The organism is Aliiglaciecola litoralis (assembly GCF_039523355.1).
Lineage (GTDB): Bacteria > Pseudomonadota > Gammaproteobacteria > Enterobacterales > Alteromonadaceae > Aliiglaciecola > Aliiglaciecola litoralis.
The window spans coordinates 26,984-43,065 of record NZ_BAAAFD010000003.1; the positions used below are offsets into that span (position 1 = coordinate 26,984).

A 16,082-nucleotide genomic window follows, 5' to 3' on the forward strand; every position below is an offset into this window, starting at 1 on the left:
CAGTTAAACTCTCTCGCCAGCCAATACGGCTTAGGGCAAATTGCCCGCGGTGGCGTTGTGTATCTACGACGAATAACGCTCACTTTACTGCATTTATATTAAACAACTGCGCGGATCTGTCATGGACAAAATTATTATACAAGGCTTACAGGTCAAGTCACTGATCGGTTTATACGATTGGGAAAGAAAAGCCAAGCAAGCACTTGAAATAGATCTGGAATTAGTGGTTGATTTGCATGTCGCAGCTAAATCCGATGATGTTAGCGATACCATTGATTATGCGGCATTAGCGCTGGCGATTGAGCAGCGGTGTCTAAATAGTGAATTCATCCTGTTAGAAGCGCTGGCAGACCACCTTATTGCTCACTTGTTAACCTACAATGGCGTTAAGCAAGTGACCCTGTCGATAACCAAACCGAACATTTTACCCAACGCCAAAGCGGTAACTGTTAGCCTGTGCCGGGAAGCGCGTTAACTTATGCTGCATAAAGTGTACATTGGTGTGGGTAGTAATGTTGAACGTGACAAGCATACGCGTGCAGGACTTTTAGCATTACACAAGCTGTTTGGCCAACTTACACTGTCAAATGTATATGAGAGTGAGGCCATCGGGTTTAGTGGCACTCCATTTTACAATTTAGTCGTCGGATTTGACACTGAGTTATCAGTGGAGCAGGTGTGTCATCAGCTTAAAGCGATTGAGCTAAAAAATGGTCGACGTCCGCATCAAAAGAAATTTGCGCCCCGAACGCTTGATTTGGATTTATTGCTATATGACGATATGGTCACCAACGAGGGGGTTGAGTTGCCTCGTGCGGAAATATTGCATAATGCGTTTGTGTTGTTGCCATTGAGTGAAATAGCGCCGGATGTAATGCACCCGATAAGTAAGCAACGTATTGCTAAAATCTGGCAAGCGTTTGATAAAACGAAGCAAAACTTATGGAAAATCGATTTTAACTGGAGACCTGAATCCCTATGACATTGTTTGAAATTATTGTGTTAGCCATTATTCAGGGTATTACCGAGTTTTTGCCTATTTCCAGTTCAGCCCATTTGATTTTGCCCTCTGAGCTTCTCGGTTGGGATAATCAAGGTTTAGCGTTCGATGTGGCAGTCCATGTAGGCAGCTTGCTCGCCGTGATGATTTACTTTAGACAGGACATTGCGCGCATGATGGTGGCTTGGCTCCAGTCAGGTTTCACATCACAGCAAACCGATGACAGTAAGTTAGCTTGGTGGGTGATCATTGCCACTATCCCGGCCGTTGTGATCGGTTTTCTGGCCAAAGACTTTATAGAACAGTATACCCGTTCTGCACTGATCATCGCCTGCACAACCATAGTGTTCGGTTTATTGCTGTGGTATGCCGATGCGACTGGCAAATTACGCAAAAATATCTATCAACTCACCTGGAAATCCAGCTTAGTTATTGGCTTAGCCCAAGCGTTAGCTCTGATACCCGGCACATCCAGATCAGGTATTACGATGACTGCAGGTCTCATGTTGGGAATGGATCGAGAGAGCGCTGCACGTTTTTCGTTTTTACTGTCAATTCCAGTGATTTTGGGGGCTGGTTTGATCAAAACGTTAGATCTATTGCAACTGGAAACCCAAGTCGATTGGGAGGCCTTGTTCTACGGTATCGGTTTATCGTTCGTCAGTGCTTATGCGTGCATCTATTTGTTCTTATCATGGATATCTAAGATCGGCATGCTGCCCTTTGTAATATATCGCTTGGTATTAGGTGCGGTGTTACTGGGGTTTGTGTTCTGGTAAGGGCCAGCTAGATATCTCGTTGAGACTCGCTAAGCCTAACTCGTCAGCAACAGCTTGTGTGAAGCAGGTTTTGACGCTGGCTAAGTGAGGCTATACTCTAACGGTGTTATTTTCATTAATGGAGTTAAGCGGTGTCAGAAACCATATTTACTAAAATTATTGCCCGTGAAATACCTGCCGAAATTATCTACGAAGATGATGATGTGTTGGCGTTTAACGATATCAATCCACAGGCACCTACGCATTTTTTGGTTATTCCCAAAAAGCCCATCGCCACGATCAACGATATACAAGCTGAAGACGCACCGCTGATCGGCAAAATGTATTTAGCCGCCGCTCACATCGCTAAACAGCAAGGATTTTCAGAAAATGGCTATCGTGCGGTGATGAATTGTAATCCTGATGGCGGGCAAACTGTGTACCACATTCATTTACATGTGCTAGCAGGTAAGCCTATGGGCTGGCCACCTTATCAAAATAATATTAAGCAGACGTTGCCTTAACAAACCACCATAAAAAAGGGGCGGGTGATTCAAATGAATTCATCCGCCCCTTTTTATTTTTGTCCACAGCACAAGTTAATTAGTTTAGGTTTAGTACCTCTAGACCTTGTTCGAAGGTAATATCTACCGGAATATTGGCATCGGCTAGGCGTTGTAAATCAGCTGCTAAGGAATCCTTGATGATGCCTTTATCCGCCACTAATTTGGCCACACCGTCATAATCACCATCGCCTTGCAGGGTCAAAATGAGTTTAGATAGCGCTGCAATTGCGGTTGACATTTTTTCCATATTGACAGAGTAGTAACCGTTTTCATCGCGACTAAAAGCACCTTGCTCTTTGAAGAAATTGAAGCGGATCATGTTGGCCTTACCATGCGCACTGGACGCACCAAAACGAACTGAGCGAAAGATCCCCGCCATAAAGGTCACATAGTAGTCTTCTAACTGTCCTTCTGAAATGACGTCTTTATTGAGTAACTGTTCAATCATATACAAGCCTAGAATATCTGCTTTTCCTTCTTCCAAAGCCGAAGCATGTTCTTTAAGCGCGCCTCGCACTGTATTGGAACCATCTAGGGTATTCTTTATCCCAAGGCCATGCGCCACCTCGTGAAACATGGTATTGGCAAAAAACGCGTTGAAGGTAATGTGCTGACGCTGCTCCGGAACAATCAACTGCTTGGAGATGGGCATCAAAATATGGTCAAACTTGGCCTGCATGGCATTTTTAAGTTGCAAACGGCGAGTGCCTTTGGCGAGTTGAACTTCTTCATCGTTTGGCAAATTTATCGCGATGGTTTTACTGCCCGCGTTAGAATGTCCAGCATAATAGATCACATCATAGGCATTTAAGTCGGCATCACTACCGGGAACTTCAGCTTTGTATTTTTCGTCAACCGGCAAACCTTTTTGTAGCTCAGGTAGATAGGCAGCGTACTTAGCGAGTCGTTCACTCCAGCTCATATCTTTTAGCAGCACGTAAGACTCAAATGCGGCGCGATAGCCAAATAATTGGTCTTCGTAGGTTTCAATGGGACCAATGACTAATTCAATTGGATTGTTTTTCATATCCATCCAGGCCATATCAGATGCTTGATAGTCGTCTGTGGTCAGCGCCTCTGCGCGCATTCTTAGATAATTTGAAAACTCAGAATTGTCGGCTAATTCCGCCGCTTGTTTTAGTAAGTGCGATGCTTCATACAACTCGTCTGCGAAATATTCTGAATAAGGTATATCAAGCAAGTTACCTTCAATATCACGAGAAACCATCGAGTATAGTGTGTTGCGGTCTTTTATGTCGCTATTAAGGTATTCTTCTTTGGTCATATCAGGAGGGTAGAACTCCGCTCCTGCAAGTTTCTCTTCGGTATTGGTTAGGAATGGCTTATCACCATCAAGTCTGTCCCAAGGGCCGTAATTAATTTCGGCAAATTTTCTTACTTTAGGATCTTCAAGACGCGCTAAAAAAGCATCTTTATGTTCGCCAAATGCTTGTGCCCAAAATAGATCATCCATAATTTCAGACGCCTCAATGAGTAATTTCAGCATTTTTCGTTGGTTGTCTGAATAGCTCGACAAGTCAGCTTCAAGTCTTACCGGAATATAAATATCTAAACGTTTTTCAGCTTCAGGTAGCAAACTAAGTTGGGTCTCTTGTTTTGCTGGTTTTTTGCTTGCTGATATAGTGTCATTAGTCGTGGTAGGGGAGTCGCACCCTGCGACTAACATTGCACCCATGATAAGGGAGGTAATTTTTTTATGTAGCATTGCGGATCCTAATTTGTATTTTTTATCAAATGCATAAATAATTGAATTGCAAATTTAAAAGGGTTTGCGTAGTTTATAAGCCCTTAAAGCTGTGTTTGCCAATTAATAGGGTGGTTGGTTCTTCGCAAAATTAACCCAAGCTTAAATTCAAATCTTCAAATCTGGCAATACAATAAAATGAAGATAGCGAATCTGCAATAAGTGATTTGATACAGGTAGTGGTTACAGGCATGTGCCGTTACCTTAATTATAGGAAGAAATATGTCCACTGAGAACGCGTTACTGACTATCCTAGTTGAAAAAATAAAAAATGATACCTTGGTGTTACCGACTCTACCGGCAATCGCGCTCAAAGTAAGACGAGCTGCAGATAATCCAGATATGAATCTTAATGAAATGGGTGACATTATTGCGCAAGATCCATCACTCAGCGCACGTATCATTAAAATTTCCAACAGCGCTTACTTAGGACGTGTTATCAAGGTGCAATCAGTTTCTCAAGCCGTTACTCGCATTGGACTTATACAAATTAAAAACATCGCAACCGCATTGGCGATGGAACAACTGTTTGTATCGAAAAATGATTTGGTTAAAAGCTATATTCGTAAAATGTGGGATCAAACCGTTGAAAGTTTGTCTTACGCCGTTGCTGTTTTACAAATGTACTCTAAAAGTAAGCAACGTCACCTAGACGCTGATAGCCTTACATTAGCGGCGTTGGTGCATAATATAGGTGTTTTACCTATTTTGACGGAAGCTGAACGCCACCAAGAAGTGTTTGCTAATCCTTCATTCCTCAATACAGCGATCATTAAAATGTCTGGCCGTATCGGTGGCAAAATTATGCGTCAATGGGATTTTGATGAGCAATTTGTTGTGGTTGCCGAAAAGTGGCGTGACATGGACTATCAACCGCAAGAAGTCTCCTTTATTGATTTCGTGCGCCTAGGCGCTGCGATGACTGGGGTATTTGATAGTCAAAAAGATAAAGTGCTACAAATTTGTTTAGATAAGAAGATTCTTTCAGACTTGTCGATATTGGAAGAGCCAGAGTTTATCGAAATGCGCGAAAATGCTAAAGCCGTCTTTGCCTAAGTGATACAAAGCGATTTCAGCGTCGCATAAAAAATATAAAAAGGCCGCATTATCATGATGCGGCCTTTTCGTTTTCTGCAGCTGTGCATTAACGCCTAATTGTTTATTCTTGGTCCAAGGCGAATGTGGCAGTAAGCCATTTGGCAAATCGCACCACTTCTCCTGACATCAACGCAAAATCTGCGTCCAATCGCGCCAGCTTATCTTCTTTAGCAATATCGTCGTTCTGCTCTTTCACCACATCGGTAAACTTCAAGCGTTTAATCGACAAGTCCTCTTCGATCATGGCGGTCAGACTTTCATCCCACTCGACAGCTAACTTGTGTACAAACTTACCTGCTTCTAGATGCTGTAGTATTTCATCATCAACTAAATCTTGATTTTTAACTCTGACAATACTGTCTTGCTCGCCTTGTCCTCTGAATTCTGCTTCTTCTAATAACACGATGTCAGCAGGCGTGGCGGAGTCTTTCAACCAACTGGTCAGTTCGCCTTGAATGCTTTTACGTGACATAGGCACGACCGGAAGGGATGTCATGGCTTTGCGGATCATCGCTAAGAAAGCTTCTGCTTTACCATCGGCGGAGGCATCTACTGCTACCAAGTTGTCGGCAAATGAAATGAAACCATGGGTATAACTGTTCTTGGTGAAAGCTTGTGGCAACAAACGTTGAACGATTTCTTGCTTCAAATCTTGTTGCGCTTTCTTACCTAAAGGTGAACCTGTTTCAGCTTCAATTTGGGCTACTTTGTCAGCTAATTCTGCATTCACCACAACGGCGGGTAATATGCGCTCTTGTTTTTTCAAGGTAACCCAAACTCTGCCTTGAGCACTATGGATCATGCTATCACCTTGACCTAAAGGCGATGCAAATCCCATGGTTGAGAGCTCTTGGCTATTACAGGGACGGAAGGCAAATTGTGCCAATTGCTCATCGAGATCAATATCATTCCAGTCAAGAGTCTGGGTAATGGTGAATAGTTTTAAATTTTTAAACCACATATGTTTTACTTTTGTTGATTTGAAGGAAAAGAAAGGGCGCGAAGCGTAACATATTATGCTTCGAAATTGGGCAAACAATCAGACATATTGTTTACCCCAGCGAGGGAGTGTTGTTAGTCTATAAAAATACTTTTGGTTCACTTAGTGGGAAGCGGATCTCATAACTTAATCCTTCACCTTCTTCACTTTGGGCTAAAATGCTGCCTTTGAGCGTCTGAGTCACTAAGTTATACATGATGTGTGTGCCTAAGCCACTGCCACCTTTACCGCGTTTAGTGGTATAAAATGCATCGAAATGACGTTCTAAATTCTCTTTAGATAATCCTTTACCATCATCTGAATAATTCACCACGACTTCGTTATTATTAAGGGCAATATCAATTGAGATCTGGCCGTTTTCTTTGTTATCGAATCCATGGATCAATGAGTTCATGATCATGTTTGTGAAAATTTGCGCTAGTGCACCGGGCGCGCATTTGACGACTAAATTGTCAGGGCAGTTTATACTGATGTTATGGGTACTCTTCTTGAAGCTAGGCGCTAAAGATTGGATCACTTCTTGTAGATAGAGTTTTAAGTCAACTTCACGAATTGCTTCACTAGTTTGGTCTACCGCAACTTGCTTAAAGCTGGAAATAAGCTCGGATGCGCGATGTAAATTACTCAATAACAATTCGGTGGTTTGATTGGCTTCATCCAAAAACGTATTCATGGTTTTGCCAGTCAACGATTTATCTTCGTAAGCAGTGTGTAAATTGCGCAGTCTTTCCTGAAGAAAACTTGCCGCAGTGACACCTACACCTAATGGCGTATTTACATCATGGGCAATACCAGCAACCAAGCCGCCTAAAGACGCCATGCGCTCAGATTCAACCAATTGATCTTTGGCCATTTTGACCGTTTCCATGGATTCAGCAAGCTCGCGGTTACGTTTGCGCAATTCATCTTCAATATATTGGCGATTTTCGTTTTCTTGACGTAATTCTCTTTGATTAACAATGAGCTCATCTTTTTGTTGTTCCAAGTCGAGCATAATTTTACTTAATGAAGCCGTTTTCTTGGCCACCTCTTGTTCAAGCAAAATATTCTGATCGTCTAGTCTTCGATTGGCATCGGTCAGTTCGTTGCGAGCGATGCGAAGCTTTTGTTTGTAATCGATAAGGTCGTCTATTAATTCATTGTAAGAGACTTGTAACAGCTTTAATTCATTATCATCTTCAATATGTAAATGCAGCTTTGATGATTCTGGTCGGTCTACATCGAACTCGCTTATTTGTTGGGTTAATTCTTCCAGTGGATCAGTTAGCATTTGTCTAAATGCATTTAGAAATAGGAATACCAAAAAGGCGGTCTTAATAATTGCGTTGCCGATTAGGAAAAACACGCCCACCTCAATCCGGCTAAAAATGATGCTGGCACTTGAATACAGTGTGACATCACCCACATGAGAGGTACGGCCGGAGAATTCAAATATCAAAGGAAATGAATAACCAAATGCCCCGCCAGGGTGATCTTGCATTACCCCAGTAGTATACATCTCAGGAGGTTGAACCGAGGTCTCGCCTTTGTCTGCGATGTGTAAACCATTTTCGTCACGTATTTGCACACCTTCAATAATAGGGAGTTCCATCAAGCCTTCGGCGATGCTTTCGGCTTGTGGATTATTGAGTTCCCAAATGGCACGAGTAAGACTCACGCTAAAGGTGTTTTTTAGCGTTTGCAATTCGCTCTGAATGTGATTCTTAGCGTTGAGATACTCAGTCAGGATCTGACCGACAGTCACTATGAGTGTCAAAATAAAGTAAACGGATAATACCCGTACTAATAACTTCTTTGACAGTCCAGTTTTGACTTTTGCCATTCATGTACCTTGTGGGCCGTAAATTTATGATCATCCTATAAAAATAAGGATATGCGTTATCAAGACAATAAACAAGAAGCGCAGTGAAATTGCTGCAAAAGCGCAGCCTTCAATTGCAAGCATGTTTTAATATTAATAATTCTACCCTTAGGTTAGTTGTATGACTCTATTTTGACAGTTTTATGATAACTTTAATAAAACTGTCACAACCCAGTCTGATAATGGCGAGATAGAATAATGAGCAGGAACAAAGCAATGCCCCAAAGAATTTTGCTGGTCGAAGATGAAGCGCCAATCAGAGACATGCTTGAATTTGTGTTGCAACAGTCAGGATTTGAAACAGAACAAGCCGAGGATTATCAAGTTGCGATCGATAAGGTCAAAGAGCCTTACCCGGATCTGATCCTACTTGATTGGATGTTGCCTGGTGGTAGTGGGGTGCAATTAGCTAAGAAACTTAAACAGCACGAATATACTCGTCACATTCCTATCATTATGCTGACCGCGCGGGGTGAAGAGGAAGATAAAGTGCGGGGATTAGATTCTGGCGCCGACGATTACATTACTAAACCATTTTCAGCCAAGGAGTTAGTTGCGCGGATTAAAGCCGTGATGCGACGTGCTGCCCCGACTTCAGATGAAATGCCTATCAATATCAATGGCTTGGTCTTGGATCCTGTTTCTCATCGCGTTACCGCTAACGACCAGCCTATTGATATGGGACCCACTGAGTTTAAACTATTACACTTTTTTATGACCCATATTGAGCGAGTTTACAGTCGAGAGCAATTGTTGGATAACGTTTGGGGCACTAATGTCTATGTTGAAGACCGCACGGTTGACGTGCACATTAGGCGCTTACGCAAGGCGATTTCAATTTTTGGTCATGATGATTTTATTCAAACTGTGCGCGGTGCTGGATACCGTTTTTCAGCTAAGGTGTGAACTAATGTCATTTACAACGCAAGGTGAACAGGCCGTATGTACACGCCACTTTCTTGGCTGAAAAGTTTGCTGCGATTATGCGGGTTCTATTTAATTGTGGTGTTGCTCGGGCTTTACTTCGACGCACTTGCTGTGGCCCTTGCTTTGGGCTCTACATGGTTGCTTGGATTGTATAGTTGGCATCTTTATCGATTCAATCGTTGGGTTTGGCACAACAAAACGATGACGCCTCCCAAGGTCTCTGGAGTGTGGGAGCATATTTATGAGGCAGTATACTACATTCAGCGCCGAAACCGGCGCAAGCGTAAAGAGCTGACCCGATTAGTAAAGCGTTTTAAAGAAGGCTCAGAGGCACTGCCTGACGCTACTGTGGTGGTTGACCCAGATGGTTGTATTGTTTGGTGTAATCGTTTGGCCAGAATCGAATTAGGACTTAAATGGCCGCAAGACAACGGTCGCCGTATAGATAACCTTATTCGACACCCTAAGTTCATTGAATATCTTCAAGATGGTAATTACGATTTTCCAGTTGAAGTGCCTTCGCCTTCAAATATTCGGAAAATTTTTGAATATCGAATCATGCCCTATGGCGAGAATCATTTATTGTTGATTGCTAGAGATGTGACACGCCTAACCCAGCTCGAACAAATGCGCAAAGACTTCGTGGCTAATGTATCGCACGAATTGAGAACGCCTTTGACCGTGTTGAGTGGTTACTTAGAAACACTGCCTGATGCTGAAAATGTACCACCGGCCTTCCTGAACAAGGTCTTTTCAGAGATGCGGACTCAATCAGAGCGAATGCAAAATTTAGTTGAAGAGCTACTTATCTTGTCTAGAATCGAAGCCAGCTCTGAACGGGTATTTGATAAGCAAGTCGATGTGCCGCAAATGATGCTGGCAATTGAGGCCGAAGCCAACACCCTGAATAAAACCAAACAACATCACATTAGGTTCAACATCGATTCAGAATTAACCGTCTATGGTATTGATACTGAATTGCGAAGTGCTTTTTCTAACCTTATTTTTAATGCTATTCATTATACTCCTGCCAAAGGCGAAATAATCGTTGAATGGCAGCTGCAAGATGATCAAGCTCACTTTAGTGTGACTGACAATGGTGATGGCATTGATGAGAAACATTTGAAGAGGATCACCGAGCGTTTCTATCGGGTGGACAAAGCCCGCTCTAGAAAAACCGGGGGCTCCGGACTAGGGTTGTCGATCGTGAAACATGTACTTTCTCATCATAATTCGAAATTGGAAATTAGCAGTGACGTTGGCCAAGGAAGTGCGTTCTCATTTTCATTCTCCAGTGAGTTGACGATCCATAAAAGTCTATTAAAAATGGAAAAAAAAGTTAAGTAGCCTAAACCCTGGATAATAAGCGCCCCTCAATAGCATGGTTGCTCAATGCCATCGCTGAATCTTTGTTTGCAGGTTTTTTGTATTTGGTAGTTAACAAGCATCCCAATGATCCGTTACCATTGTTAGCACAAGAATTTTTACGCTTTGTTTTAGCAAAAATAGCTCAGGAACGGGTTTGGCGAGAAGGCCATTTTAGTATTCCTGCAGACGTTTTTGGATGTCAGTTAAAAACAATGCTCTCAGAATAATAGAGGTACGCATGGCAGGTTTGCCTGAAAGTTGGAAGTCCTGGGTTTTAGAAAATTTACTGCAAGGTTGCGACAGTGTCGAAATCCTCAAAATACTGCTGCAAAATGGCTTTACCTTTGAATCGGCGAAGAAGGTCTTAGGCTCGAATTTGCCCGAAGGAGTTACCTGTAATAAAGATGGAGCATTCTATGCGCGTTTGGCCAAGCCTAAATTATTGCAGCAACTAGACCAGTATGATGCAAAAGTGATAGAGGATGATCGCGTTCAACTGATTGTGATTGATAACTTCCTAGATGAGCAAGAGTGTGCTGCACTTATCGCGCTGACCAAAAAGCATTTGCGACCATCAACCTTACCCGAACGGGAAGGAGATAGTTACAAGGGGTTTCGCACCTCGTCCACCTGTGATTTACCCTTTACCAAAGATCCGTTGGCATTTGACATTGATCAAAAGATTGTTAATGCACTGGGATTAGGTGTTGGCGAGCGAGAAGTGATCCAAGCGCAGCATTATGCGATAGGTCAGCAGTTTAAAGCCCATTATGATTACTTTGTGCCGGGCTCAAACGATTTCAAAACCTATCAAAATCAAGGTGGTCAACGCAGCTGGACTTTCATGATTTACCTCAATGAAGAATGTGAAGGAGGCGAAACCGAGTTTGTTAATTTAGGATTAAAGTTCAAACCTAAAACAGGCACCGCATTAGTATGGAATAATTTGTATGCAGATGGAGAAGTTAATCCTAATACTCTGCATCAAGCGCACCCTATAACTGCAGGTGAAAAAGTGGTGATCACCAAATGGTTTAGGGAAGATGCCTATCAACCTGCCAGCGCTTCTATGCTTGCGGATAAACCGTTGAGCTAAAACAGCCGATAAGGACCTTTGATGCTCAAAATCTTATACATATGCACCCATAATCGCTGCCGAAGTATTTTGTCTGAAGCCATCACCAATGAAGATAGCCAGCACAAGATCATGGCGAAAAGTGCAGGCAGTGATCCTGCCGGAGTAATACATCCACTGTCTTTGCAGTATTTAGTCGAAGCCGGGTATTCCACCGCAGATCTGAAAAGCCAATCATGGGAAGAGTTCAAAGATTTTAATCCTGATTTTGTCATCACGGTATGCGACTCCGCGGCGCAGCAAAGTTGCCCACTTTGGTTTGGTCGGGCAACGCAACTGTATTGGGAATTGGCAGACCCCTCGATATTAGACGGCACCGAAGAACAAAAAAGATGGGCGTTTAATAACACCATCGATGTGATTAAGAAACGGGTTGCGTTATTGGTCGAATATGCGGATCTTAGCCACGCTGAATTGACAAAAAAGCTCCTTTCAGTGGGCGCTATATTAACCGCTAAACCGTCGAAAATATGCTAACCCTACTGGATTTCGGCTTTTAATCGTTCCGTTTTGTCAGCTAATCACTCCATTCACAATAGGTTCAAATGCGGTGAGGCTGTCCATTAAATTGGCATTGCCCAAGCCATTTTGTGGGAACACATTGGCAAAATTACCTTGCTCACCGTGCAGTGCCATGTAGTTCAAAATGACCGTTTCAACCAGTAGGTTAACGTTATTGGCTGCTGGTGTGGCCGCCGTTTCAACCGACGCATCACGGCGCATATAACCAATTTGCTGATGCTGTGCTTGCTGTTCTGGGGTGGCACCAATCAACTGCGGTGTGCCGTTTGGGTTATAGACCAAAAAGAAAGATGCTGCTGTGGAGGAGTTATCGCCAGTCCACACCCCTTTGCCTCGCCCATCCACCGAGTCATCGATGGCGCCGTTACTGGCTACCGAACCGTCACTGCACACATACATCATTAACGGGACACCCACTCTTGCTGCGTATTCGATGCAAGCGCCCATGCAACGTCCGGCGCGCAAGTCGCGGACTTCGCCGACCATGCGATTACCAGTGTGATAATCAAAGCCACCCATAGTAATGGTCCCTGCGCCTGCGAAGCCATTGATGACTAATTTCATCACGGCCGCTGCCTTGCGAAATTCGCCGTCACTATCAAATTCGTCGCGACTGAAAATACCGTTTTCCCCAACGATGTCAGGATCTAGTTCTGGATCAAGCGACGAGGGATCACCAAACCGGTCAGTGATATCGGCACTTTTCACATAGCCGCAGCGTACCAAGTCTTTGATCACTTCATCGGTGGTAATTTGGGTGTTTACTCGGCCAAGCTTCATGTCGCTAATACGTTGGATAGACTCCATCACTGCCACTGAATCTTGCTGACTAAGCAGACCAACCAAGTCGCCGGTATCCACCAATCCGGTGACATCCGAGGGACGATCAACTTTAGTCGGGCGTTTGGCGCTGTCGATCATCATCGCCGGTGACATACTGTTGCCACCCGAATCGGAATTACGTGAGCCAATTAAGGTCAATAACGAGCCGTCAGCGCCCACTTTATTGATCCCGTACATGGGATTGTGGGGGTTGTTACCGGTGTCATTTTCAGAGCGAGCGGGGATCACAGCGCCATTAATATTGGCGCGATTGGCCGGATTTACTTTCTCTAAAATTCCGCGTAAATAAGCGCTGTCTGAGTGAAACGCCAAGCCTAATTCATTATTAATAAAGTCACTCAGGCCAGTGGTCGGATTCATGATGGATGGGATCATATCGCCAGGTAACCCTAACTTGCTGTAGCCTGCGGTGCTGAGAAAATCCAATTGTCCACCGCGACCACCAACGAGTACGTTTGATCCAGAAATATTCGCGCCACCGGCTAAGTCGAAACATATAAAAGGGATTTTACCGGCACCTTGGGTAGCGATTCCGCAACTGGCTTTGAGTGCTTCTAAATCATTAGATAGCGCTGCATTGGCTTTTTGCGGATTGGCGAACATGGAGAATACCGAACCAGCCATGACAGTACCTAAACCGGCTGTGAAACCTTGGGCAATAAATTCGCGACGAGAAACGGGCTTCGCATGATCCTCATGCAGCAAGGGCGCATCAGCTGATAGATTGTCAAACTTGGTCTTTTTCATGATATTGCCTTTATGCTCTTTGCTTATTGGACCAACACAGCCGCACTACCAATGGTAGCGGCACAGGTTGCTTTGACGATGGTACGTGTATAGTTTGCATCGCACACTTTACCGCTTGAACAATCGGTCAGGGTGTCAATCAAGTTATTTAGCTCACCAGCGACAGCATTTCTGTCTGGCTGACTGGCAATGTTTTGGCCCATTACCCGATCCAGTAATGGTTCAAGGATCAGGTTCCTGTCTTGAGCATCAAATGCGCTACTTGCGGATTGCGCGAAATCAAACCCGGTGAAATAGCTTGCTCTTAAACTAGTGTCTTCCACCAGTTGATCACAATACTTGATGGCCATCTGCGTTACGGCCATCTGATTTGACGCTAAAAAACTGCCCGGATTGGTGACCGTAGGAAGTTGCTGCTTGAGGTTTTCAAACGCCTCCTTAACTTGAGAATTACTTGTAGGTACGTCCGTCACCGCTGACATACTGGCATTAATTTCAGCGAAGTTTCTGACTCCTATCACCGATTGCGGCGCTAAATCTGCTGCCGGAGCAGGAGCTGGGGGATCGGCTTCAACGATGACATTGGTGGCACTACCTAATTGTTCAAAAGTAAGGAAAAATTCATCTGCTTCCGCGCCTTTTTCAATCGCCACTGTTGTGCCTAAGCGCGACAATGGCTGTCCTTGTCCGACAATATAATCGTTTTGGTTGAGGCTTATATCGAGGTTTTGGAATACTTGTCCGGTATTGGCTTCACGGCCGTTGATGCCAATTCTTACGCCTTTTAACGGAACAGTATCGATGCTTGCTTCAGCGTCTAAAGTGACGAAAAAAGGTTCTGCAAATAAGTAGCTATAGCTGTCATATTGACTGACTTCCATCACCACATAACTTTGCGATATACCGGTGTGTTCGCTCACATTGAAAAGTAAAAAGAATTTTTGGCCAATACCCACCTCGAAATTTTGTGCTATCTGCGCCGCGTTAAGTGCTCTATTGTGCACCGCGACTAGGCGAATAGAGCCGGCCCACGGAATATCACCAGACACTTCATTTCCCAACACAAAGGCGTAGGTGTCGTTCCACTCGTTGAAGTTACCCACTTCAACATTGTCGGTTAATCCTGTATTTTCACCGTTCACATAAAGTTGTCTGCCATTGACAGGATCATAGGTGATCACCACATGTTGCAAGCTCGCTTGCAGAATTTCATCGCCATCTGGCGTCGACAATGCCGGTTGTCCATTGGCATCTGTGTTGCTGGTACGTAATTGATAATCGTAGTTATATAAGGTTTGGCCCAGCATCACATTGCGCGCCTGTGAGCCTCCTGAGTAGCTGATAATTCTGGCCGGTCCTTCTTGAGTCACGTTGGCGGGGACCACCCAAGCTTCAATTGAAAGCTCACCAGTTGCGGTTAACAAATCGTGGATCTTTTTGCTGCTGGCGGTGCTGCTTTGGGCTTTACCGTTAACTAACTGAATGCCCCAGCCGCCAATCCAATCGACATCGCCACTTAAGGTCAGATCCATGGCCGGCTCTACACCGCTGGTATCAAATGCGGTTGTGCCGGTGCCGGTTTTAAACTCCCACTTGGCGATAATATCGCTTTCAAATCGACCACCGCCCGTTGCCAAAGTGCCATCAAACAAGGTCAATGCTTGACTATTCACCAGCTGAGGTGAAAGCTCAGTCACTTCAATCCCATCAGACATAGACTCAATAGCGGCAATCAACTGATCACTGTCACTGGCACAGTTACTCCAGCAATTATGAAATTCATCTCTAACACGGCCGACAAATCGAGAATTTGCTGGATTATCCAAATTGATCCGCGCTTTAGCTGCTTCATAGGCTTCATCGACATCGCTGGAGGCGAAATAAGGCGAGATAGGTATCGCAGCTGAGTTGGTATGACAGCTAGCACAATAGGTTTGTAACACGGGATAAACCGTGTTGCCAAATAAGCCACTGTCAGTTGGAAAGTTCTTGTTCGCTCCGGGGGCTTTTTGCACCGGTGGCTCAAGCTGGATTTCATTGGCGGCCACTTCGGTATTCGCCCAATTGGCAATCCAGGTGGTCATGATATCGGCGCAGGCATCTGCACTGGTTAGCCAACAATTATGGCCGCCAGCGACTTTAGTCACTAAAGTTGAGCTTTCTGGCTCAGTTAAATTTACTAATGGGTTCGTTGCCGCATAGGCGAGATTGATATCATCAGCGCGCACAAACTCAGGGGATTGACCGCCTTCAATATGGCAAGCACCGCAGCGCTGAGCACTGCTGATGTTATCCCACAAACTCAACTTGTAGCGTTGCACATCTTCGGTATTGGCCGGTGGTCCAGAATAGTTTTCACGCGGCTGCTCTACCGGCGGTGGCAATGGCGTTTGTTCCACTTTTGCACTGCTGCCGCCACAGGCACTGAGGATCAAAACAAAGGTAGCTAAGCTTGCTAATCGACTGATTGGGGAGTTCAAGGAATAAGTCAT

The 16,082-nt window shown here is 44.3% G+C and carries 14 protein-coding genes; 9 read left to right on the forward strand and 5 right to left on the reverse strand.

Features of this window, described 5'->3' with window-relative positions; genetic code table 11:
* Positions 1-121: 121 nt before the first annotated feature.
* The 4 genes from folB (at position 122) to ABD036_RS07130 (ending at position 2,282) form a co-directional block, all read left to right on the forward strand.
* Positions 122-475, forward strand: a complete 354-nt coding sequence (gene folB / locus ABD036_RS07115) for a dihydroneopterin aldolase (RefSeq protein WP_343858082.1) — start codon at positions 122-124, stop codon at positions 473-475.
* 3 nt (positions 476-478) lie between these two features.
* Positions 479-982, forward strand: coding sequence for a 2-amino-4-hydroxy-6-hydroxymethyldihydropteridine diphosphokinase (folK, locus tag ABD036_RS07120; RefSeq protein WP_343858084.1), 504 nt, complete (start codon positions 479-481; stop codon positions 980-982).
* Positions 979-1,779 (forward strand): undecaprenyl-diphosphate phosphatase, encoded by an 801-nt coding sequence (locus ABD036_RS07125; RefSeq protein WP_343858086.1) that lies wholly within the window; start codon positions 979-981, stop codon positions 1,777-1,779. The genes folK and ABD036_RS07125 overlap by 4 nt, the downstream gene beginning before the upstream one ends.
* A gap of 131 nt (positions 1,780-1,910) precedes the next feature.
* Positions 1,911-2,282: a histidine triad nucleotide-binding protein gene (locus ABD036_RS07130; protein ID WP_343858089.1), complete on the forward strand. Its 372-nt coding sequence runs from the start codon at positions 1,911-1,913 to the stop codon at positions 2,280-2,282.
* A 79-nt stretch (positions 2,283-2,361) separates the two neighbouring features.
* Here ABD036_RS07130 and ABD036_RS07135 read toward each other — a convergent pair whose 3' ends face one another.
* Positions 2,362-4,050: a dipeptidyl-peptidase 3 family protein gene (locus ABD036_RS07135; RefSeq protein WP_343858091.1), complete on the reverse strand. Its 1,689-nt coding sequence runs from the start codon at positions 4,048-4,050 to the stop codon at positions 2,362-2,364.
* 261 nt (positions 4,051-4,311) lie between these two features.
* Between ABD036_RS07135 and ABD036_RS07140 the strand changes: the two genes are divergently transcribed.
* Positions 4,312-5,145 (forward strand): HDOD domain-containing protein, encoded by an 834-nt coding sequence (locus tag ABD036_RS07140; RefSeq protein ID WP_343858092.1) that lies wholly within the window; start codon positions 4,312-4,314, stop codon positions 5,143-5,145.
* Positions 5,146-5,248: 103 nt separating this feature from the next.
* Here the strand turns inward: ABD036_RS07140 and rdgC are convergent, their stop codons facing one another.
* A complete protein-coding gene (gene rdgC, locus ABD036_RS07145) occupies positions 5,249-6,148 on the reverse strand; it encodes a recombination-associated protein RdgC (protein ID WP_343858094.1) in 900 nt (299 codons plus the stop codon).
* Positions 6,149-6,266: 118 nt separating this feature from the next.
* Entirely contained in the window at positions 6,267-8,009 is a 1,743-nt protein-coding gene (locus tag ABD036_RS07150) for a sensor histidine kinase (RefSeq protein WP_343858096.1), read from the reverse strand.
* 255 nt (positions 8,010-8,264) lie between these two features.
* Here ABD036_RS07150 and phoB point away from each other — a divergent pair, with 255 nt between their 5' ends.
* The 4 genes from phoB (at position 8,265) to ABD036_RS07170 (ending at position 11,955) form a co-directional block, all read left to right on the forward strand.
* A complete protein-coding gene (gene phoB / locus ABD036_RS07155; protein WP_343858098.1) occupies positions 8,265-8,954 on the forward strand; it encodes a phosphate regulon transcriptional regulator PhoB in 690 nt (229 codons plus the stop codon).
* 36 nt (positions 8,955-8,990) lie between these two features.
* Positions 8,991-10,322 (forward strand): phosphate regulon sensor histidine kinase PhoR, encoded by a 1,332-nt coding sequence (gene phoR, locus ABD036_RS07160; protein WP_343858101.1) that lies wholly within the window; start codon positions 8,991-8,993, stop codon positions 10,320-10,322.
* A gap of 259 nt (positions 10,323-10,581) precedes the next feature.
* On the forward strand, positions 10,582-11,439 hold the full coding sequence (locus ABD036_RS07165) for a prolyl hydroxylase family protein (RefSeq protein WP_343858104.1): 858 nt from the start codon (positions 10,582-10,584) through the stop codon (positions 11,437-11,439).
* A 21-nt stretch (positions 11,440-11,460) separates the two neighbouring features.
* A complete protein-coding gene (locus tag ABD036_RS07170; protein ID WP_343858106.1) occupies positions 11,461-11,955 on the forward strand; it encodes an arsenate reductase ArsC in 495 nt (164 codons plus the stop codon).
* A gap of 36 nt (positions 11,956-11,991) precedes the next feature.
* Here ABD036_RS07170 and ABD036_RS07175 read toward each other — a convergent pair whose 3' ends face one another.
* Both ABD036_RS07175 and ABD036_RS07180 read right to left on the reverse strand, forming a co-directional pair.
* Positions 11,992-13,590 carry a hypothetical protein gene (locus tag ABD036_RS07175; RefSeq protein WP_343858108.1) on the reverse strand — a complete coding sequence of 533 codons (1,599 nt, stop codon included), beginning with the start codon at positions 13,588-13,590 and terminating at the stop codon, positions 11,992-11,994.
* 23 nt (positions 13,591-13,613) lie between these two features.
* Positions 13,614-16,082 carry a LamG domain-containing protein gene (locus ABD036_RS07180; protein WP_343858110.1) on the reverse strand — a complete coding sequence of 823 codons (2,469 nt, stop codon included), beginning with the start codon at positions 16,080-16,082 and terminating at the stop codon, positions 13,614-13,616.

Excerpts from the sequence above, each read along its gene's own strand:
- folK (WP_343858084.1), top strand. The coding sequence starts at position 479 with ATGCTGCATAAAGTGTACATTGGTGTGGGTAGTAATGTTGAACGTGAC.
- ABD036_RS07140 (WP_343858092.1), top strand. The coding sequence starts at position 4,312 with ATGTCCACTGAGAACGCGTTACTGACTATCCTAGTTGAAAAAATAAAA.
- phoR (WP_343858101.1), top strand. The coding sequence starts at position 8,991 with ATGTACACGCCACTTTCTTGGCTGAAAAGTTTGCTGCGATTATGCGGG.
- rdgC (WP_343858094.1), bottom strand. The coding sequence starts at position 6,148 with ATGTGGTTTAAAAATTTAAAACTATTCACCATTACCCAGACTCTTGAC.
- ABD036_RS07150 (WP_343858096.1), bottom strand. The coding sequence starts at position 8,009 with ATGGCAAAAGTCAAAACTGGACTGTCAAAGAAGTTATTAGTACGGGTA.
- ABD036_RS07135 (WP_343858091.1), bottom strand. The coding sequence starts at position 4,050 with ATGCTACATAAAAAAATTACCTCCCTTATCATGGGTGCAATGTTAGTC.
- ABD036_RS07125 (WP_343858086.1), top strand. The coding sequence starts at position 979 with ATGACATTGTTTGAAATTATTGTGTTAGCCATTATTCAGGGTATTACC.
- phoB (WP_343858098.1), top strand. The coding sequence starts at position 8,265 with ATGCCCCAAAGAATTTTGCTGGTCGAAGATGAAGCGCCAATCAGAGAC.
- ABD036_RS07170 (WP_343858106.1), top strand. The coding sequence starts at position 11,461 with ATGCTCAAAATCTTATACATATGCACCCATAATCGCTGCCGAAGTATT.
- ABD036_RS07175 (WP_343858108.1), bottom strand. The coding sequence starts at position 13,590 with ATGAAAAAGACCAAGTTTGACAATCTATCAGCTGATGCGCCCTTGCTG.
- ABD036_RS07180 (WP_343858110.1), bottom strand. The coding sequence starts at position 16,082 with ATGACTTATTCCTTGAACTCCCCAATCAGTCGATTAGCAAGCTTAGCT.
- folB (WP_343858082.1), top strand. The coding sequence starts at position 122 with ATGGACAAAATTATTATACAAGGCTTACAGGTCAAGTCACTGATCGGT.
- ABD036_RS07165 (WP_343858104.1), top strand. The coding sequence starts at position 10,582 with ATGGCAGGTTTGCCTGAAAGTTGGAAGTCCTGGGTTTTAGAAAATTTA.